The sequence below is a fragment of the Paenibacillus sp. Y412MC10 genome, assembly GCF_000024685.1.
Taxonomy (GTDB): domain Bacteria; phylum Bacillota; class Bacilli; order Paenibacillales; family Paenibacillaceae; genus Paenibacillus_AQ; species Paenibacillus_AQ lautus_A.
The window spans coordinates 6,961,937-6,980,538 of the sequence record NC_013406.1; the positions used below are offsets into that span (position 1 = coordinate 6,961,937).

Below are 18,602 nucleotides of genomic sequence, written 5' to 3' on the forward strand. Positions count from 1 at the left end.
CTCCAGTACTTGCTGCTGGGAGGGGCCCCCGACCTTCATATCCACGAACTGCAAAAAGCCCAGCCTCATCTGGATGCAGACTAAGCGGGCTTTTCCTTAGCTCGTGGTCATTCGGATGGAACAAGCTGACGCTGCTGCCGCATGAAGCTGAATGTCTTGGCAACCGTCCCCCGTACAGCTTGGCCATGTCCGCCGGAATCCGGCAATGCCTTGTGAAGTTCAAGGCTCATACTCGCTCAGCCTCCCTTCATATATCAACTGCAGGCGCTCGCTTTGGCGAAAATCGTCCGGCGTCACCAAGGCAGGCAGCTTATCCCATAACCTTACTCCGGAACGCTGCAGAATCTCGGCCACGAATTGCGAACAGAAATAGGAATTGCTGAATTCGATCGGTTCCTTCAGGGCGATGCCCAGGACACCCAATATGTTATAAAAATACTTTTTATCCTTTCGAATAAAAGCCTGCAGGACCCGCTTCATCTTCGCGATGTCGCGTTCGGATACCTGCAGCTCATAGATCACGCAGGTCGTGTTGGGGTACTTGCTGAACGTTCCCGTCTTCAAATCTTCCTTTACAAACCCGCCGTTCAGGGGGTTGTTCGGATTCTTCCTCCCAAAACTATATAACTCCGACAGCTCCCGGTTAAAGGAGATCGAAGCATGATTATAAGGCGCTCTCGTATAGCCCTGAATGACTTTCGTAAAGAGCGTTCCGGTATTGGTAAGCAATATAAAGACCGATTGATCGTCTACCATTTACGAAATTTCCCCTTATCCGTATTGAATTATTCCTTCATAATAACATATGATTCTTTTAGTAGAACAAGAATCGTACCCCGTGACAAGTTGGTGATGACAGGCATATGGAAAGCTCGCTTTTAACCTTGATCCTTATATTCTCCGTCTTATCGGTCATCCAGCTCCTGTATTACGTGATGAGTAAGACGCAGCCGAATATCGACTATACCGAAGTAGGATTCCGCATCAAAACCTGGTGGGGCATGCTCGTCATCTTCTGTTTGGCGACGCTTTTGAATCCCGTCGTATCCCTGCTATCCCTTATGGTGCTGACCTTCTTTACGCTCAAAGAATATTTCTCGATGATCAAAACCCGGAAGGCCGACCGCCGTTTATTTCTGTGGGCTTATCTAACGATCCCCGTCCAATTCTACTGGATCTATATCGAATGGTACGGGATGTTCATCGTATTCATTCCAATCTATGTATTCCTGGTGCTGCCGCTTCCGCGGTTAATCAACAAAGGCACCGTCGGATTTATGCGCAGCGTCAGCTCGACCCAGTGGGGACTCATGCTCATGGTATTCGGTCTCAGCCACCTGGCTTATTTTCAATTTGCCACGCCCCAGTATGGAGCAGGGCTCGTGCTGTTTCTCGTCGTCTTAACGCAGTTGAACGATGTGGTGCACACTATAGCTTCCCTCTATTTTGGCAAACGACGAATCGTCCCGACATCGAACCCGAATCTGACCTGGGAAGGCTTTGCGTGCGCGTTTCTCGTCACCACCGGATGCTCCTATCTTATCTATCCCTATCTGACGCCGCTTAGCCCGACCTTTGGGCTCTTATCCGGCATGCTGATCAGCCTCGCCGGCTTCTTCGGCAGCTTGACGGTTTCCGTGCTGAAGCGCGATTTATTAATCGGGGATGACGGACGTTTCGATGCTTTAAAGAAAAGCTACCTGAGCCGCGTGGATAGCCTGACCTATACCTCGCCGATCTTTTTTCATTTCATCCGTTACTTCTACGATTTTATGTAGTTTCGATCCTCACGCAAAAAATAGGTAAAGGAGGCACTGAGGCCTGAACCTCTATAAGCCATAACCATGCGAGCTTAGGCTCAACTTGGTTATGGCTTTTTCATGGATAAAGAATGTATTAATGCGAATATCCCCGAAGCCTCAAATCGTCATAATGGGTAACCTGGTTTCGTCCGTTTTGCTTGGAGGCATAGAGGGCTTCGTCCGCTTTCTGCAGGAGCGTCGCTTCATTGTCGTCCGGATTGGCCGTGATGATGCCGATACTGATCGTCATGCTGCCCGTTTTCCAGCTGAAATCCTGGACTGCCCGCCGTAACCGCTCCGCGCCGGCCTTTGCCTTCTCCGCATCCGTTTCCGGCAGGATCATGACAAACTCCTCTCCGCCATACCGGGCCACCGTCTCTCCTTCGAGGGCGTGGGTCTTCAGAATGGTTGCTACATCAAACAGAACCTCATCCCCATACCCATGTCCCCAAGTATCGTTCACGCGCTTAAAATGATCAATGTCGATGATGAACAACGAGAGCGGAATCCGGTTATGGTTATACTGCATCAGCTGCTCTTCCAGCCTCTCCTGAAAGAATCTTCGGTTCTTCAGTCCGGTCAGCTTGTCGGTATTCGACAGCTCCAACAGAACCGCGTTAATCTCCATGAGCTCCGTCTGCTTCCGTTCAATCTCGGCATGGATCTGCTGCAGCTCGGCCAATGCCTGGTCTTTTTCCCAATAAGCCTCTTCAATCTGCTTGTTGGCCATCCGAAGCTCCATTTCATAATCGATGCGTTTCCCCATCTGCACCAATACGCAGTCCAGCCGTTCCTGGCCCTCACGCTCAAATTTGCGTCCATTCAATATTAACGGCACCGATTCCCCCCGGCTGTTCTTGAGCCGGATAAACAGCTCCTCCACATGCCCGTCCAGATTGATATGCGGATAGAAGTAAGAGTGGAATATAAGCTTGTTCGCCGTCGACATCATAGCTTCAAAATGCTTCTGCAACACGTCTTCCAGCCGATACCCCATCATGTCGAGAAAGGTCTGGTTCACCTCCGCCACCATGCCTTCGTGAGTGATGGAGACATAGCCGCATGGCGCATAGTTCAATCGTTCATCCATTGCTTATCGATCGATCCTTTCCAAGTACATTCCCGCTAGCCTGTATACGCCGCTTCAGATTTCAGATAGTCATTTATCAACGTAATCGTCTCCTCGGGATGGCTGATATGCGGATAATGCCCCTTCGCTTCCATCAAGCGGAACGTGCTGTTATCCAGATGACTGTGCAAATACTCGCCTGCGGCAATAGGGACGATGCTGTCATCCGAGCATTGCAGGATCAGCGAGGGAACCGTGGCTTGGGATAACGCCTGCCGGCAGTCCGAGAAAAAGGTCACCTCGGCGAACTCCCTCGTAATCGCCGGATCCGCCGAAATAAAGCTGCGCTCCAGCTCTTGGGTCAGCTTCGGCATCTCCGGGTTCTTCATCGCGATCGGCGCCAGGAAGCTTGCCCATCCGGCAAAATTCATCTCCATCATATCCAGCAGCTCCGTCACATCGCTTTTATCAAATCCTCCGACGTACCCCTCATCATTCAGATATCGCGGAGACGGCCCGATCATGATCAATTGAGCGAAATACTCCGGACGTTCGATCGACGCCAGCATCCCGATCATGGAGCTGACCGAATGGCCTATAAAAATCACGTCCCTAAGCTCGAGCGCCTCCACAATGTCCAGCACATCCTGCACATAACCGCGAAGGCTGCCGTACCTCTCCGATGTATACCCCGATAAATCGGAACCACCCGAGCCTACGTAATCGAACAGCACGATACGATAAAACGGTTCGAAGGCAGGCAGAATATATTTCCACATGCTCTGGTCGCAGCCGAAGCCGTGCGCCAGCATGAGCGTACGCTCCCCTGTCCCCCGCACCTTCACGTGATTCCGTGCAATAACCTCATTCATGACATAAACTCCTCTATGCTCTTCCTTCTTTCTCCATTCTAAGGGACCCTATGTAAATTTCAAGTCATTTTGCCGAATGTTTGTCGATTTAAGACGAGTTGAATCGAAGTTAGGCGAAAGATGAACGGGCTCCATGTACATAGATGCTTAATCGCTTTAGCCGCCTAAAATATAGAAAGACGAACCTATGCAGAGACTGTTCTCGAAAAGCATCTATGTATTCGTTTTCTTGATCCATGGAGCGGGTTTACATTACTAGCACGATTGCGATAGTTTATTACATAAGATGTAATTTGTATTTATATGGAATTAGAGGTTATAAATGTATGATTTTATCCCTCTATGCCCGATTTTATCCCTTGACATCGAATGGACAGAAAAAGCGCTCTAATCCGCACCCCATAGAGCAGGCCCAAAGCGCATCATACTAGTCTTCATCACAAAAAGATAGAGAAAGAGAGGAGTGAGGAGTTTGCAGTACTTTTTTTATGGATTAGCCGGCGTGTTTCTCGTGTTTCAGGCCCTCTACACGTTCATACCGCTGCTGTGCAGCAAGGTGAAAAAACTGAATTCCGATCTCGCCGAAAAATCAATCACGGTGCTCGTCCCCGCTTACAACGAAGAACTGACGATCCGGAATTGCATCGATGCCATGGCGGGCTTGCGCTACAGCAACTATGAGATCATGATCATCAACGACGGCTCCAAGGACGGAACCTTATCCGCCCTAGACGAGCTCTTGGATTTGGAGCCGAGTGCCAGGACGGCCGACAGCAAGCTGAACTATAAGTCAATAAAAGGATTCTATCGTTCCAATCGATACCGCCATATTTACGTTATCGATAAGATGAATGGCGGGAAAGCCGACTCGCTGAATGCTGGCATCGATTATGCCGTCTCCGACATCGTCATCACCCTGGATGCGGACAGCATGCTGGAAGCCGACTCGCTCAAGTATGTGAATCAATATTTTCACGATGACGATATCATTGCGCTAGGCGGTACGGTCAAAATCGTGCAGGGGGCCGTCCGGGACAAGAACGGTGCCGTCGTCGAGAAATTTCGCGGAAAAGGGCTCATCAAAAGCCAGATCATCAATTATACGCACGGCTTCTACGTCCGCAAGCTCACGCAATCGTATTTTAATTCGATCGTGGTGATTTCAGGCGCCTTTGGGGCCTTCTATAAAGAAATCCTCGTTCATGTCGACGGCTTCCGCAGCACGGTAGGCGAGGATATCGACATTACCCTGAAAATCCATGAATACATCAAGGCCCATCGGCTGAAGAAAAAACTCGTCTATGCCCCCGAAGCGGTATGTTACACCGAATGTCCGGAGAATCTTCAGAACTTCTATAAACAGCGCATTCGCTGGCAGAAGGCCTTCATTGACTGCATCCTGATCTATTGGTCCAGGCTGTCCCGGAAGTTCAGCGTCAGCGTGAGCCTGTTCTTTGCCATTGACGGATTTATGCTGGGGACGCTCTCGGCGTTTACCACGATATTTTATCTGGGGCAGACGCTGGTTGTGGGTGGGAACCTGTGGCATGCCATTATCTTTCTGCTGATGAGCGTGGTGCTGAATGCCGCGCAGATCGTCATCTCTCTGTACTTATGCCGTAAATATGGCAGCACCTATGCCTTTAGCGATTACGTGAGGATGTTCCTGTTCAGCCAGGCGGAGCTGCTAACCTACCGGAATTTGCTGCTGTACATCAACATTGCGGGCACGTTCAAATATTTTGACAATGATGAGGGCTGGGGATTCGTGGAGCGCAAAGGTGTGGCCGCCATCAGCCAGAACATTGCCGCTGGATCGAACTAAATTATAGTGAAGGAGACTGCCGAAACCGCATGGTTCCCAACAAACGAATTGTCTATGTCGATATTCTAAGAATTCTATCTATCGTAGCCGTCATTATCCTGCACTACACGGCGGAGGTGCTGACCAGCACGAATGATTTCCACTCCTCCTCATGGTGGATCAGCAATGGATTCAACTCCATCTCCCGCTTTGCCGTCCCGGTTTTCTTCATGATCAGCGGAGCGATGATTCTGCGGACGAAGATAACCTCCTACCGTGAGTTTTATACGAAGCGCGTCGTGCCGCTGCTCATCCCCCTCCTGACCTGGTCGCTCATCTACGGCTTGTACAATCAATACTATCTGATGCGAAGCAAGCTGAGTGCGTACGAGTTCGTTATCGACTTCGGCTACCGGCTGCTGACCGACCGAAATTACGTCCATCTCTGGTTCCTGTACGCTATTATTGCCATCTATATGACGGTGCCGCTGATCAGCAAATTCATCAAATCGTGCAGCGAGAAGGATCTGCGGTATTATCTGCTGCTCTGGTTCATCGTCAGCATCGCCTATCGTTTCATCTCGGATGCCGTCTTCCGCGCAACCGATCAATACATCAACATTCCGATCATGAACATCCCGTTCTTCATGGGATTCTTGGGTTATTTCATACTAGGGTACTATCTCTTCCATTTCGATCTGCCGCTCAAAGCCAAGAATATCCTGTACAATTTGGGCATCATCTCGTTTTTTATCACGCCGGTTGCCACCTACTTCGTTTCGCTGCGCAGCGGCGTGCTGGATGAGATGTTCTATGGCAATTACTCCATCACCACGTTCTTCATGGCTGTCGGGTTGTTTATCTTCTTCAAGGAGAAGGAATCCAGGATCAGCGATCAAGTGAACTATAAAATCCAGAAATTGATCAGCTCGCTCTCCCGGGCCAGCTTCAGCATCTACCTGGTTCACCTGCTGGTAGAAATGATGCTATCCGGCCGAACCGAAATCGAGGCCACGTTCCTGGAAGCCTCCCTTAGTCTGATCGTGAATATCACCATTATCTTCGCCATCAGCTATATCACCGTCAAGGTGTTAAACCTAAGCAAAACGGCAACCTACATTCTATTCGGCGGGCGGGGTTAAAGGACGATGCGAATAACGATATATACGAAAATATTCATTGTGGTGCTGCTTGCAGGCATGGGTCTTTACTTCTATCAGATCTCCGCGGCGGAGGAACGGAAAATTACGGCGGTCTACGTGGAGGCCTGGCAGGATTACCGAAACATCAAGCTATCGGAGAAAGGCGTGGACATTGCGTTTATCGCTTTTGCGAAGATCAAGGGAACGGAGCTCTACTTCCATGAAGACAGCACGACCAACAACCAGATCAAAGAAAACATCAAGCAGTTGAAGGCGGCGAATCCGAAGACCCAAATGGTGCTGGCCGTAGGCGGCTACGGAGCAGACGGCTTCTCCGACGCTTCGCTGGACGGCAACCGGTACCTCTTCACCGAGAGCATCATCAACCTGGTCAAGGAGCTGGACCTGGACGGCGTGGATATCGACTGGGAGTATCCGGCGTTCCATGCCTGGAACACGCAGAAGGCACGGCCGGAGGATACGAAGAATTTTACCAGTCTGATGAAGGAGCTGCGGGAGAAGCTGTACAGGCTGCCTCACAAGAACAAGAAGTATCTGCTTACCTTCGCTTCCGGAACGCAGGACTGGTACTTCCAGAACGTCGAGGTCAAAAAAGTGGAGAAATACGTGGATTTCATCAACGTCATGACCTACGACCTGACAGGCAAGTGGTCGGATACCACGGGCTTTAACTCCAATCTGTACGCGGACAGCCAGGGGAAATCCAAACACTCCATTGACGGCATCATCTCCATGTACCTGGACCACGACATCGACAGCAGGAAGCTGCTGCTCGGCATCCCTGCCTACTCGTACGGCTGGAAGAACGTGAAGGAAAACAAGGGGGCCAAGAACGGCCTCTTTGCTCCCGGAACGCCCATCGACATCGACAAGGTAAATCTCCATTATAAGCAGATCGAGAAAGCGTACCTGAACAAAAATGGCTTCAAGCGCTACTATGACAACAAAGCCAAGGCTGCCTACCTCTATGACGGCCATACCTTCATCAGTTACGAGGATCAGGAGGCCTTGAAGGAGAAGGTGAGCTACATCCAAAGCAAGAATCTCGCGGGCGCGATGGTCTGGCAGTATTCGCAGGATGCAGAGGATGGCATCGTGAACTACTTGAGTGAGCATTTGAACGAGCGTCAGCAAGACGCCAAACGGTAACATCGGTGACTGCCTTAAGCGGAGCTGCACCCCCGTCTTGAGAAGAGCGTAGGTCTGGTAGCAACCAACTCTATACGTGAAAAAAGCCGGTGATCCTCGCAGTCGTATGCGGATCATCGGCTTTTTATATGTAGGCAAGACTCCCGCGGTGCTTACCCGCGGCCGTATTGAGGGTAGGGCCTGCCGATTGACATCATTCTCGCCTGTTCAGAATTCCCAAATACTCGATCCATGGGCCCACGTCATGCCGGTAACGCTCGGCCAAGACCCGCACGATTTGAGACGTATGCGTTAAATCGTGAACCACCCACGTCGACAGCAGTTCTCTTAATTTCACCACGCCGAATGCCGGGTGCAGACCCGTCCGTTCGAAATCAGGCGCCGAATCCATCAGAACCTTCAGTTTAGCCAGATTTTGAGCACGGATAGCCTTGAACGCCTGCAGCTTTTGATCGATGGATTGCTCAGTTGCCTCGTTCAAGTGGGCGTAACGGTCAAAGGGTGGGAACGGCTTACCCTCCCCTTCCTGCAGCATAAACTCCAGCCGCGGTATCCAGTTGGTCCGCTCAGCTTCCATAAGATGCTCGATCACCTCCATGGCATTCCAGGTGCCTTCCCCTTCATGGCTCCTAAGCCATCCATCCGATAAACCGGATAACATGTGCTCCAAGGTGACGGGGGTTCGTTCCAGAATCTCAACGGCTTCCCTGATATCAAAATTCATGCTCCCTCAGCTCCTTTCCCTTCATCCCGTATAAATATCCAACAGGCTGTTTGCTACATTTTTTTCGAATCTTCTCGCTGGTTTAGCCTAATTATACTAAACAACTCTCCCCCATAAAAAATAGATATTGACTTGGTGTGAACACCAAGTTGTACGATAACGTTGCAACCCGTTACGAGCTGCAGAAAAGAGGTGATCCTATGGGAGAAACATTCTCCATCAAACAAGTGTCTGAACGAACCGGATTGACCGAGGATGCCATTCGCTATTACGAAAAAATCGGGCTCCTCCCCTCTCCCAAAAGAAAGGATAACGGCCACCGTGTCTATCACATAGAGGATGCCGAAATTATGGAGTTGATCACATGCCTGAAGAAGACAGGAATGTCGCTGGAGGATATGAAAGCCTATGTGCATCTTCCCTTTAAGGAAAATATTCAATCCGTTCCGGAGCTGAATGCCATGCTCCAGAATTACCGTCAAAAAATTACCGGTCAGATTTCGGACCTGCAGCGCATTCTGCGGTTCATCGATGACAAGTTGAACCAAAATCAGTCCCTGCTTAATCCCGACAAGGCGGCCAGCAAAGAATCCGAAGTATAGGAGATTTACACATGACAGAGAAAAGAATGAATAACGTCGCCTTGATCACGGGCGCAAGCTCCGGCATTGGCTTGGAGCTAACCAAGCGATTGTTATCCGAAGGCTGGCAAGTCCTCGCTTTGATCCGTTCTGCCTTTCCAACGGACGATGCACGGATTCAAGATGCACTGCGATTGCGGCAGCTCAGAACGTACAAGGCTGATTTGTCGGATTTCACGGATCTCCAAGCCTCGCTGGATCAGATCAAGAAATACGAGGGTCATATTGACTTGCTGTTCAATAACGCAGGCGTCTCCTTCGGCGAATTATCCTACTCCCAACAAGGGCGGGAGATGCATTTTGAAGTAAACTCCGTGGTCCCGTATATCATCTTAATGGAACTGAAAGAGCTTCTTGGGAAGGGCAGCTTCAAGACGGTAATCAATACGTCTTCGAATGCGTTGTTGTATCTCAAACAGTTCGATCACCGTACCTTGGCGTCCCCTGTCGGGTTCAAGAAGCTGATTGGGCCTTATGCGAGGAGCAAATTAGCCTTATCGTTGTGGACTCAGGAGATCGCCCCTTCCATGCAGGCAGATGGCATTACGATCCGAAGTGTCTGTCCGGGAGGGAATAAAACAACCATGACCAAAAACGCCGGGATGCCAAAATTTATGATTCCGATCCGCAACCTGTTCTTCTCCCATCCCAGTGAAGGAGCCTCACGCCTGTATGAAGCAGCGCTAGGCCGCTCCCGACAATCGACGGGAGTCTTTCTCAACAAGGGCAAAGCAACGCCTTTGAAATTCTCAAGCCAAGGTGCAGAGCTGCTTAGCACGATCGAGCTAATCTATAAGCAGGAGTTTGCAGTCAAATCTTAGAACCTATGCAGCGGAGAGTTCGTGATGTTTTCAGCCTATCTCTTGAGGGCTAGTTATCGAGCTGCCATTCCTCCATGAATCGTAGGGTGTTGCGCGCATGATAATCAGCCAAATTCGAAGCAAAGACCTGATCCGGAAATCCACGGTGAAGCAGCTTCAAGCCGCCCGAGGTTAATGAGATATAGTGATGCAGACGGTAAAATAGCATCCGATTCGGATCAAGTTCGTTTTGTTCGAAATACCGATAATGCTTCCCGAATCGCAGCTCCAGAAATGTATGCTCATGCTCGATGTCGAAGAATTGCGCACCTTCAATATCAATGAGATAGGGCTCTAAACGGTCTGTGACCAGGACATGGTCGGGTCCCAACTCGCCGTGGATAAAGCCATATCGCTTGCGTGAATCTATCCTGGTTTCCAGCTCATCCAACACAGCGAGCAGCCTGTCGTGATTCTTCCGGATACTCTCGTTATGCAGGACGATGTAGGACAGCTGTTCCTTGGCATTTTCCAGCTGTACAAGGTGGCATCGCTCCGGTTGATTCCCGCTTTGATCGGGCTTTCCGTAACTCTGCCTGTGGTTTGCATGCATGCGTTCGATCATGCTGCCTATCCGCTCCAGGACCTCATCCCGGACCCGTTGATCCGGGTCCTGAAAGTAAGCTTCTGCCTTCTGTCCTTCAATACATTCAACAAGAGCATAGTCAAACGGGTAACGGTCCTGTCCCGTGTGAAGATCATATAGAGTAGGCGTAGAAATACCATGATTCCTTAACCATCTGTTATTGGTTTCGAACGAATGGCCGCCAAAGGATCGTTCATGCACACTCTCATTCGCTATTTCTTCTTGAAAATAATTCTTCGTCAAATCCCACACATACAGCACGCAGGCAAATCCATTGCGACAGTGAATTTTATAGACCACCTTTTGCGCTCCGCCATGCATCTTCGTTACATCCGCCACAGTATATCCGGTACCCAAAACCTTCCCGACATACTCCTGTACATCTGTTTCATCGAGGTGACAAGTCCAACTCATGAAACCACGCTCCGTTCCATTGTTTTTGCCGGCTCCCCCACTCTATGGCATTTCCGGGGAAAAATATAGACTATTTCTTTCGGCTCTGCTATGATGTTGAATTAGGTCTTGAATAAAATAGCCATACGATTTATAGCCCTTGGATGCTTGGTCCAGGGGCTTTTTTGATGTGTTTTATATATAAAAAAGACCAAGCAGGGTCATTCTTGCTTGGTCTACTTGAGGATCTCGGTTTTCACATCCGTTTCCTGTGATACACGATAATCAACGGATGGGGATCGTTATAATCAGGCGAACGACGGAGCCCCCATACTATCCATCTAATAATCTTCGGGACGTTCCACGGGGTGGCAATCCTTCCCTTACGTGCCGCAGAAGGTTCGGTAAGGACGGGACCACTCGGGCACGATCGCATATTCCGCTTGTTCCGGGGAATGCGCGTAGGGATTAGACAGAACGTTCAGCAGCTCTTTCATCACGCTGTAGTCCCCTTCGTTCTCGGCGGCTTCCAGCGCTTCCTCCACCCGGTGGTTCCGCGGAATGACCGCAGGATTGCTGCTGCGCATCAGCTGATGGGATTGGTCCCTGGATTCCTGCTGACTGCCAAGTCTTGCTTGCCAGCGCTCGTACCAGGAAGCTAATTCCGGCGTGCCGTTTAGAGGCGTGTCCTCCAGCTTGTCAAACGTTAACGCACGGAAGGTATTGGTATAGTCTGCCTGGTAATTTTTCATCATTTTGAGCAGGTCTTCGATCAGGGATTCGTCGTCCTCCTCTTCATGGAAGATCCCCAGCTTGGCTCTCATGCCTGCAAGCCACTGCTCGTGATACAGATCGTTGAAGGACCCAATCGCACCCTCGGCCAGCTTGACGGCTTGTTCCTCTTCCTCATGCAGCAGAGGCAACAGGGATTCGGCCAATCTTGCGAGATTCCAAGCCGCAATATACGGTTGGTTCACATAGGCATAGCGGCCTTGAGAGTCGATGGAGCTGAATACCGTATTCGGGTCAAAGGTATCCATGAAGGCACAAGGCCCATAATCTATCGTTTCGCCGCTGAGGGTCATATTATCGGTATTCATCACCCCGTGGATAAAACCGACAAGCTGCCATTTGGCGATCAAGGCCGCCTGACGCTTGATGACCTCCTGAAGCAAGACCAGATAACGGTTGGCACCGTCACCAAGGTCTGCCTTCGAGTAATGCCGCTGCAGGGTGTAGTCCGCCAAAGCCCGTAAATCTTCGGTTGTGCCCGCTCCCCTAACGTATTGAAACGTCCCCACTCTCACGTGACTTGCAGCCACGCGGGTCAGAATGGCGCCCGGCAGATCTCTTTCACGAGTGACAGGCTGACCCGTCGCCACAACCGCCAGGCTGCGGGTCGTCGGAATGCCCAGCGCATGCATGGCTTCGCTGATGATATACTCGCGCAGCATCGGACCCAGGGCAGCCCGGCCATCGCCTCCCCGGGAATACGGCGTCCGGCCCGAGCCCTTGAGCTGAATATCCAGGCGTTCCCCCTGCGGCGTGATTTGTTCGCCCAGCAGAATCGCACGGCCGTCGCCAAGCATCGTAAAATATCCGAATTGGTGCCCGGCATATGCCTGGGCGAGCGGCTCGGCCCCCTCAGGTATCTCGTTGCCAGCGAGCATTGCCGCTCCTTCCGGGCTTTTCAGAACATCGACGTCCAATCCCAACGACGCTGCCAGCGGTTCGTTTAGAACAATCAGCTCCGGCGAGCGCACAGGCGTGGGATCTTGCTTGGTAAAAAAAGATGCCGGCAATTTCGCGTAACTATTGTCGAAATTCCATCCTATATCGTTTAAAGCTTTCCGGTTGGTCATGGGATCTCCTTCTTCAAGCAGTTTGATGGTGACGTTATTCACTTATTATTTAAACACAAGTCGCTCTTTGTAGGGTTTACTGAAGGAAATTTATTATTCTGCTGGTTAATTGCTGCATTCATAAAAAAAATCGCCATCGAGAATCCCTCGACAGCGATGTTTGGTTCATACGAATCGTTAGTCCCGATTCGCCAGCTTCGCCAACAACCGGATAATTTCGATATACAGCCAGACGAGTGTTACCAGCAAACCAAACGAGCCGTACCACTCCATATACTTAGGTGCACCGTGTTGCGCGCCCTCTTCAATAAAGTTAAAATCCAGCACGAAATTCAGAGCGGCAATGATGATGATCACAACGGAAATTCCGATACCGATCGGGGTGCTGTCATGCAGGTAAGGTACCGTTACGCCGAACAGGCCGAGAACCATGCTAAACAGGTAGACAAGCGCAATGCCGATCGTTGCCGCGATAATCCCCTTTTTGAAGCCTGGCGTCGCCCGGATCAGACCTGTCCTATAAGCGAGCAGCATGCCCAGGAATATGCACATCGTCAGTAAAGCCGCCTGCAAAGTGATGCCATAGTACAGATATTCGTAATGCGCGGATAATGCACCCAGGAAGAAGCCTTCCAGGATCGCGTAGATCGGCGCCAGATACGGTGCTGCCTTCGGCACGAAGCTGATGATCAGCGCCAGGACAAAACCGCCGATCGCTCCGCCGATCATGAACGGGAATACCTCATACCCGTTAAAAAACATAACCCAAGAAATGACCGCTGCCCCGATTAGCAGCGCGAGCAGCATGAACGATTTGTTCACCGTTCCGCCAATCGTCATCGTTTCTTGGTTGTTGTAATACCCACTCTTCTCAAAGGTTTCTTCGTTGAGTGTCGGATTTCCACTGCGCCCTATCAAATAAATTGCCTCCCTAACTGTCTGTTTTATATCCATTTTAACATAGCTTGGAATATTTTAGGATACGCAAAATATTGCATTACGGACGAATCTAAACGAACTAGAAACTAGCTATGATGACGATAACTGTATGCAAAAAGAAAAAGCATCTCCTGCAGGGGATGCTTTCTTTGTTAGAAGCGAGATCATGGATCGTGAATTCGCCTTGCCTATCTTTTTACTCCAATCCACTAATGAAGGCCTCGAAGTTCGCGGCAAGACGGGTGATCTTGTAATCGCTGGCCTTGTCCACATGAATAACCTCCGGCTCCCCATCGTTCCCCGATGAACGGTAATCCAGCATCACGACCTCGGACGGGGACGGACAATCGCAGATCACCACGCCAATCTCAGGATACCCGCCGTTCTCGATCATAAAGCGGCTGCCCAGGCTTCCGCATAGGGATTTTTTCTTGTCTCGTCCGATTCCCAGAACACCTGATATTTCAATAAAATCCTGTGCTCCATCCTCTATAGGGAATTTCCGGTTTCGGGGAATACCCCCGTTATGTATTTTCATGGCTTGAATATAAGATGCCGGCAGCTTGAAGACCAGCGTTTCCTCCACGGATTCGATCAGCTCGTCCGTAGGCGGAGCCGAGACGTATTTGTCAGCTTTCGGGGCGTCGTCATCCCAGAAATTCAGTACGTCAGGATCCGTATAAGACACGGCGGCACTGGACTTCTCTGCTGGCTTCGGAGCCGTTTTGTTCCGGATCCATTCCAGAAACTCCAGCGTATCCTCATCTCCAGGTTCTAAATGATCGGCCACTTCAAACGCTCTCCGAGCATCTTCGTAACGGTCCAAATAGTAATACGCGAGCCCAATGCGGTAATGCCACAGCGGATCGTCCTTGCCCTCTTCCTGAATGGACAGAAATTGCTCAACCGCCTCTTCGTAACGTTCGAGATTGTTCAGCGCCCGGCCCAAATGGCTGATCAGCGCATAATCCCGCTCTTCCTCCGGGATCTCCGTAATCGCATCTACGATTTCTTCAAACTCGTCCTCTTCATGCCACTCTTCCAGCTGCTCCAAAAGCTCCTCACTCATCGTTCATGCCTCCCACTCTATTCATCCTTTCTGAAATTATACCATTCCAGCATAGCCCTCTCCAGCATGGAAGCCAGAGAACGGATCAAGTATATGACAACAAGCAAGCACACTTGCGGTTTATTACGCTCAATGCGAATACAGAGGACACCTTATCGGTGTCCTCTGTATTCGTCGTTATCTTTATTGGGATTGACCCAACATGTTCATCAGAACGATTACGGCCTCTGCTCTTGTGGTTTGAGCGCTTGGATTAAATTCGCCTGCGCCTACTCCCTTAACAATGCCAAGTTCCTTCAGCGCTTTAACAGAGCTTTTCGCCCAAGCAGGAATAGCCTTGTCATCTGTAAAAGAGGTGGTGGGGATTTCCTTGGTGGATAGCTCGAGTGCATTTGCAATCATTGCTGCCATCTCAGCGCGCGTCATTTTCGCATTTGGACGGAAAGATCCATCCTGATAGCCATGAATAATGCCCGCCTGCACAGCCTGCGAAACTGCCTTCTTGGCCCACTCCCCAATCCATGCTGTATCCGTGAATATCAACTCCGCTTCAGCATCGGTTGACTTCAGTGCATTCATCAGCATGACGGAAAATTCAGCGCGCGTCACGGTATTGCCCGGCTTAAACGTTTCATCGGGATATCCCGTTACGATACCCTCACGTATCGCTTCCTTAATGCTGACTTCGGCCCAATGTCCGGAAATATCGGTAAAGGAAATTTCCGTTGTCGGGTCTGTTGTTTTGTCGACTACGGGCATTCCGTTGGCTTTATTTACTACGAGTGCTGCATACTTCGAAAAGTGATTGACCTCTACGGATATATCATTCTCCTGTTTCATGCCGCCCTCGACTTTCACCCATGCCTTTTTCACTTCATCAAAATAAAAGACGGCCGCCGTTTGATCGCTCTTTAAGTTTGCAGCGTCGTAAGCTAGAGTCAGTTTCACCGGTTTGCTAAAGTTCCCTGAGACGTTTGTTAGAACATCAAACACCGGGCTTGCCAAAACCTCGTTGTTCTTTAAGAGAGCTTCGGTATTTCGAATTTTCTGAATTGATAATTTCAGCTCCTGAGATGTGGCGCCCGCCGGAATGGAAATGATGATTTCTTTCCCCAGGCTAACCAACCCAGCTCTTCCTGTTGGCAGCGTGATTTTTCCATCGGATGATGTAACTGTATTGTCTATGAGAGCCGGTGGCGTAGACGAACCGCTGTCAGTGGATGAACCTCCCCCATTAGAAGGACCACCACCGGTAGAGGAACTATTCTCACGGGTCACAGTGATCGTATAGGTTCTCGTCGATTGATCGCTTGCCGTTACAACAATCACAATCGTATTGGATCCTACGTTCAGCAGTATATTGGAACTTGTTTGCCCGCTTATTACTAAATTACCGTTAACCGTCATCGTGGCACGACTATCGAGTGCAGTCGCGGTTACGGTCAGCGAGGAAACGGAATTAGGCACGCTTGACGTGTACACTTCTGTTCCAGAAGCAAAGACAGGGCTTAGTGTCCCGTTCGATAACGTCACACTGCTTAAATCCGCAGATGCCGGCACCGTGAACACTGAGTACGAATTGGATTCCGTCAAGCCTGCTCCCGCATTACCTGCGTAATCGGTCACCCCCGAGTTATCAAGCGTGATGGTATTCGTCGCCGAGTCTACATTGGAATTCGGCGTGAGCGTTGCTGTCCATGTCATGTTGTCAGTTGAACTAACGCTGCTTAACGCACCGTTTGCCACCGTCAGGTCCCCATTGGCGAAGCCACTAACCGCTTCCGAGAATGTAATGGTCACCAATGAAGTTTCCCCAATAGATAACGCCGTGTCCGCAACTACAATGGTAGCGGTCGGCCGCTGTGTATCGATCGCGTAATTGTTCGAATCGGAGGTACCCTTACCCGCTTTACCTGCTGCATTCTGTACGCCCGTATTGTCGAGCGTAATGATATTGGTTGCATCTGTGATGCCAGGGACTGGCGTCAACGTCGCCGCCCATGTGATCCCGCCATCGGACGTACTCAAACCGCTTAATGTGCCATTCGCTACCGTCAGGTCTGCTAGCGTAAAGCCTGTTACCGCTTCCGAGAACGTGATCGTTACCAATGAAGTTTCACCAATCGATAGCGTCGTATCGGCAACCACGATCGTGGCTGTCAGCTGTGTCGTATCAATCGCATAATTGTTGGAACTGGTGATACCAGTACCCGCATTGCCCGCCAAATCGGCCACACCCGTATTATCAAGCGTGATGATGTTGGTTGCATCTATGATGCCAGAAGTTGGCGTCAACGTCGCCGTCCATGTGATCCCACCATCGGACGAGCTCACGGCACTCAGCGTACCGTTTGCCACCGTCAGATCTGCATTCGTGAAGCCTATTACCGCTTCCGAGAATGTAATGGTCACCGTTGAAGTTTCGCCGATGGATAACGCCGTGTCGGCAACTACAATAGTAGCGGTTGGTCTCAGTGTATCGATTGCGTAATTGTTGGAACTGGTGATACCAGTACCCGCATTGCCCGCCAAATCGGCCACGCCCGTGTTATCCAGCGTAATGACATTGGTTGCATCTGTGATGCCGGTGTCTGGCGTTAACGTCACCGTATACGTGATATTGTCGGACGTGCTCAAACCGCTTAATGTGCCATTCGCTACTGTCAGGTCTGCTAGCGTAAAGCCTGTTACTGCTTCCGAGAACGTGATCGTTACCAATGAAGTTTCACCAATCGATAGCGTCGTATCGGCAACCACGATCGTGGCCGTCGGAGACGATGCATAGACTACACCGGTCGGCTTAAGAAACAACAGCCCAGCTACAATAGATACGATTAGAGATAACAGCCCTATTTTCTTGACAATATGCATATGTGCCTCCCCTAATGAGTGGTGTCAAATTCCTTAACCTATCCAATTATGTACGTACCGTCGGAATTATCGCAGTTTACGCCATATTCCATATGATGTGAATTACTTTTATCGACAAATTCCAACCGCCTTCTATTGTATATCGTCCATTTCTTTCAAAATAGTGACTGCTGTCATGAAAATCGTCATTTTACATCCCCATATCATAAAAATGATAGCTCCTATCGTGTTAACCAAATACTCCGGCGCTTAGAAAAAACCAAAACACTGACATAAAGGCGTCAGTCATCACCACTCATAATAGCCATAAAACCAATCTTAAACGTCTTAGGAGGTAAATAAATGATGAACAGAAACCAAACATTGCGGGGATTTGCGACCATCAGTTACTGGGCAGATGATATGGAAGCGGCAAAGGCTTGGTATTCCGATCTGCTGGGTATGGGGCCATACTTCGAAAGGTCAGGTCCCGACGGGAAACTGGCTTACGCCGAATTTCGGATTGGAGACTACCAGCACGAGCTGGGTCTCATCGATCGCCGTTTTGCCCCTGGTCAGCCAACCTCCGGCCCCGGCGGATCGATCATGTACTGGCATGTCGATGATATAGAAGCCACCTTCGGCCGATTGAAATCCATGGGAGCCAAAGAGTACGAACCGCTCATCCACCGTGGGGAAGGATTCATCACGGCATCCGTCACCGATCCATTCGGCAACATACTTGGCATCATGTACAATGCTCATTACCTAGAAATACTGAATTCCGGAATGCAGGGGTAACCAAAAACATGCTTCTTC

General features: G+C 50.1%; 17 protein-coding genes. 7 read left to right on the forward strand and 10 right to left on the reverse strand.

Annotated features, from left to right (window positions below; translation table 11 throughout):
* Positions 1–107 precede the first annotated feature (107 nt).
* Together GYMC10_RS33190 and GYMC10_RS30820 are read right to left on the reverse strand one after the other, a co-directional pair.
* A complete protein-coding gene (locus GYMC10_RS33190; RefSeq protein ID WP_015738015.1) occupies positions 108–230 on the reverse strand; it encodes a hypothetical protein in 123 nt (40 codons plus the stop codon).
* Complete coding sequence (locus GYMC10_RS30820; protein WP_015738016.1) at positions 220–756, reverse strand: hypothetical protein; 537 nt, start codon at positions 754–756, stop codon at positions 220–222. The genes GYMC10_RS33190 and GYMC10_RS30820 overlap by 11 nt, the downstream gene beginning before the upstream one ends.
* A gap of 107 nt (positions 757–863) precedes the next feature.
* Between GYMC10_RS30820 and GYMC10_RS30825 the strand changes: the two genes are divergently transcribed.
* Positions 864–1,778, forward strand: a complete 915-nt coding sequence (locus GYMC10_RS30825) for a phosphatidate cytidylyltransferase (RefSeq protein WP_009591157.1) — start codon at positions 864–866, stop codon at positions 1,776–1,778.
* A 118-nt stretch (positions 1,779–1,896) separates the two neighbouring features.
* Here GYMC10_RS30825 and GYMC10_RS30830 read toward each other — a convergent pair whose 3' ends face one another.
* Complete coding sequence (locus GYMC10_RS30830) at positions 1,897–2,892, reverse strand: sensor domain-containing diguanylate cyclase (RefSeq protein ID WP_015738017.1); 996 nt, start codon at positions 2,890–2,892, stop codon at positions 1,897–1,899.
* Positions 2,893–2,927: 35 nt separating this feature from the next.
* Positions 2,928–3,743 (reverse strand): alpha/beta fold hydrolase, encoded by an 816-nt coding sequence (locus tag GYMC10_RS30835; RefSeq protein ID WP_015738018.1) that lies wholly within the window; start codon positions 3,741–3,743, stop codon positions 2,928–2,930.
* 472 nt (positions 3,744–4,215) lie between these two features.
* Here GYMC10_RS30835 and GYMC10_RS30840 point away from each other — a divergent pair, with 472 nt between their 5' ends.
* From GYMC10_RS30840 to GYMC10_RS30850, 3 genes are read left to right on the forward strand one after another with little or no spacing between them, the layout of a single operon-like run.
* Complete coding sequence (locus GYMC10_RS30840) at positions 4,216–5,568, forward strand: glycosyltransferase family 2 protein (RefSeq protein WP_015738019.1); 1,353 nt, start codon at positions 4,216–4,218, stop codon at positions 5,566–5,568.
* A gap of 29 nt (positions 5,569–5,597) precedes the next feature.
* Positions 5,598–6,689, forward strand: coding sequence for an acyltransferase (locus GYMC10_RS30845; protein ID WP_015738020.1), 1,092 nt, complete (start codon positions 5,598–5,600; stop codon positions 6,687–6,689).
* A 6-nt stretch (positions 6,690–6,695) separates the two neighbouring features.
* A complete protein-coding gene (locus tag GYMC10_RS30850; RefSeq protein ID WP_015738021.1) occupies positions 6,696–7,859 on the forward strand; it encodes a glycoside hydrolase family 18 protein in 1,164 nt (387 codons plus the stop codon).
* Between the two features lie 193 nt (positions 7,860–8,052).
* Here GYMC10_RS30850 and GYMC10_RS30855 read toward each other — a convergent pair whose 3' ends face one another.
* The gene (locus GYMC10_RS30855) at positions 8,053–8,583 is read right to left on the reverse strand and encodes a DinB family protein (RefSeq protein ID WP_015738022.1); all 531 of its coding nucleotides are present in this window, start codon (positions 8,581–8,583) and stop codon (positions 8,053–8,055) included.
* A gap of 200 nt (positions 8,584–8,783) precedes the next feature.
* Here GYMC10_RS30855 and GYMC10_RS30860 point away from each other — a divergent pair, with 200 nt between their 5' ends.
* Both GYMC10_RS30860 and GYMC10_RS30865 read left to right on the forward strand, forming a co-directional pair.
* Positions 8,784–9,185: a MerR family transcriptional regulator gene (locus tag GYMC10_RS30860; protein ID WP_015738023.1), complete on the forward strand. Its 402-nt coding sequence runs from the start codon at positions 8,784–8,786 to the stop codon at positions 9,183–9,185.
* 11 nt (positions 9,186–9,196) lie between these two features.
* On the forward strand, positions 9,197–10,045 hold the full coding sequence (locus GYMC10_RS30865) for an SDR family NAD(P)-dependent oxidoreductase (RefSeq protein WP_015738024.1): 849 nt from the start codon (positions 9,197–9,199) through the stop codon (positions 10,043–10,045).
* Positions 10,046–10,094: 49 nt separating this feature from the next.
* On the opposite strand, the gene GYMC10_RS30870 is transcribed toward GYMC10_RS30865, so the two are convergent.
* From GYMC10_RS30870 to GYMC10_RS31665, 5 genes are all read right to left on the reverse strand, one after another.
* Positions 10,095–11,084, reverse strand: coding sequence for an aminoglycoside phosphotransferase family protein (locus GYMC10_RS30870; RefSeq protein WP_015738025.1), 990 nt, complete (start codon positions 11,082–11,084; stop codon positions 10,095–10,097).
* Between the two features lie 362 nt (positions 11,085–11,446).
* Positions 11,447–12,925 carry a protein adenylyltransferase SelO gene (locus GYMC10_RS30875; protein WP_015738026.1) on the reverse strand — a complete coding sequence of 493 codons (1,479 nt, stop codon included), beginning with the start codon at positions 12,923–12,925 and terminating at the stop codon, positions 11,447–11,449.
* Between the two features lie 177 nt (positions 12,926–13,102).
* The gene (locus tag GYMC10_RS30880; RefSeq protein WP_015738027.1) at positions 13,103–13,843 is read right to left on the reverse strand and encodes a Bax inhibitor-1/YccA family protein; all 741 of its coding nucleotides are present in this window, start codon (positions 13,841–13,843) and stop codon (positions 13,103–13,105) included.
* Positions 13,844–14,060: 217 nt separating this feature from the next.
* Complete coding sequence (locus GYMC10_RS30885; protein ID WP_015738028.1) at positions 14,061–14,933, reverse strand: SMI1/KNR4 family protein; 873 nt, start codon at positions 14,931–14,933, stop codon at positions 14,061–14,063.
* A gap of 183 nt (positions 14,934–15,116) precedes the next feature.
* Positions 15,117–17,804 (reverse strand): Ig-like domain-containing protein, encoded by a 2,688-nt coding sequence (locus tag GYMC10_RS31665; RefSeq protein WP_015738029.1) that lies wholly within the window; start codon positions 17,802–17,804, stop codon positions 15,117–15,119.
* A 345-nt stretch (positions 17,805–18,149) separates the two neighbouring features.
* Here GYMC10_RS31665 and GYMC10_RS30895 point away from each other — a divergent pair, with 345 nt between their 5' ends.
* Positions 18,150–18,584, forward strand: coding sequence for a VOC family protein (locus tag GYMC10_RS30895; RefSeq protein WP_041622284.1), 435 nt, complete (start codon positions 18,150–18,152; stop codon positions 18,582–18,584).
* The last annotated feature ends 18 nt before the right edge of the window (positions 18,585–18,602 follow it).

What these genes read in the sequence shown, in the direction of transcription:
- GYMC10_RS30850 (WP_015738021.1), top strand. Translation starts at nt 6,696, where the DNA reads ATGCGAATAACGATATATACGAAAATATTCATTGTGGTGCTGCTTGCA.
- GYMC10_RS30830 (WP_015738017.1), bottom strand. Translation starts at nt 2,892, where the DNA reads ATGGATGAACGATTGAACTATGCGCCATGCGGCTATGTCTCCATCACT.
- GYMC10_RS30870 (WP_015738025.1), bottom strand. Translation starts at nt 11,084, where the DNA reads ATGAGTTGGACTTGTCACCTCGATGAAACAGATGTACAGGAGTATGTC.
- GYMC10_RS30845 (WP_015738020.1), top strand. Translation starts at nt 5,598, where the DNA reads ATGGTTCCCAACAAACGAATTGTCTATGTCGATATTCTAAGAATTCTA.
- GYMC10_RS30895 (WP_041622284.1), top strand. Translation starts at nt 18,150, where the DNA reads ATGAACAGAAACCAAACATTGCGGGGATTTGCGACCATCAGTTACTGG.
- GYMC10_RS33190 (WP_015738015.1), bottom strand. Translation starts at nt 230, where the DNA reads ATGAGCCTTGAACTTCACAAGGCATTGCCGGATTCCGGCGGACATGGC.
- GYMC10_RS30885 (WP_015738028.1), bottom strand. Translation starts at nt 14,933, where the DNA reads ATGAGTGAGGAGCTTTTGGAGCAGCTGGAAGAGTGGCATGAAGAGGAC.
- GYMC10_RS30835 (WP_015738018.1), bottom strand. Translation starts at nt 3,743, where the DNA reads ATGAATGAGGTTATTGCACGGAATCACGTGAAGGTGCGGGGGACAGGG.
- GYMC10_RS30855 (WP_015738022.1), bottom strand. Translation starts at nt 8,583, where the DNA reads ATGAATTTTGATATCAGGGAAGCCGTTGAGATTCTGGAACGAACCCCC.
- GYMC10_RS30860 (WP_015738023.1), top strand. Translation starts at nt 8,784, where the DNA reads ATGGGAGAAACATTCTCCATCAAACAAGTGTCTGAACGAACCGGATTG.
- GYMC10_RS30865 (WP_015738024.1), top strand. Translation starts at nt 9,197, where the DNA reads ATGACAGAGAAAAGAATGAATAACGTCGCCTTGATCACGGGCGCAAGC.
- GYMC10_RS31665 (WP_015738029.1), bottom strand. Translation starts at nt 17,804, where the DNA reads ATGCATATTGTCAAGAAAATAGGGCTGTTATCTCTAATCGTATCTATT.
- GYMC10_RS30825 (WP_009591157.1), top strand. Translation starts at nt 864, where the DNA reads ATGGAAAGCTCGCTTTTAACCTTGATCCTTATATTCTCCGTCTTATCG.
- GYMC10_RS30820 (WP_015738016.1), bottom strand. Translation starts at nt 756, where the DNA reads ATGGTAGACGATCAATCGGTCTTTATATTGCTTACCAATACCGGAACG.
- GYMC10_RS30875 (WP_015738026.1), bottom strand. Translation starts at nt 12,925, where the DNA reads ATGACCAACCGGAAAGCTTTAAACGATATAGGATGGAATTTCGACAAT.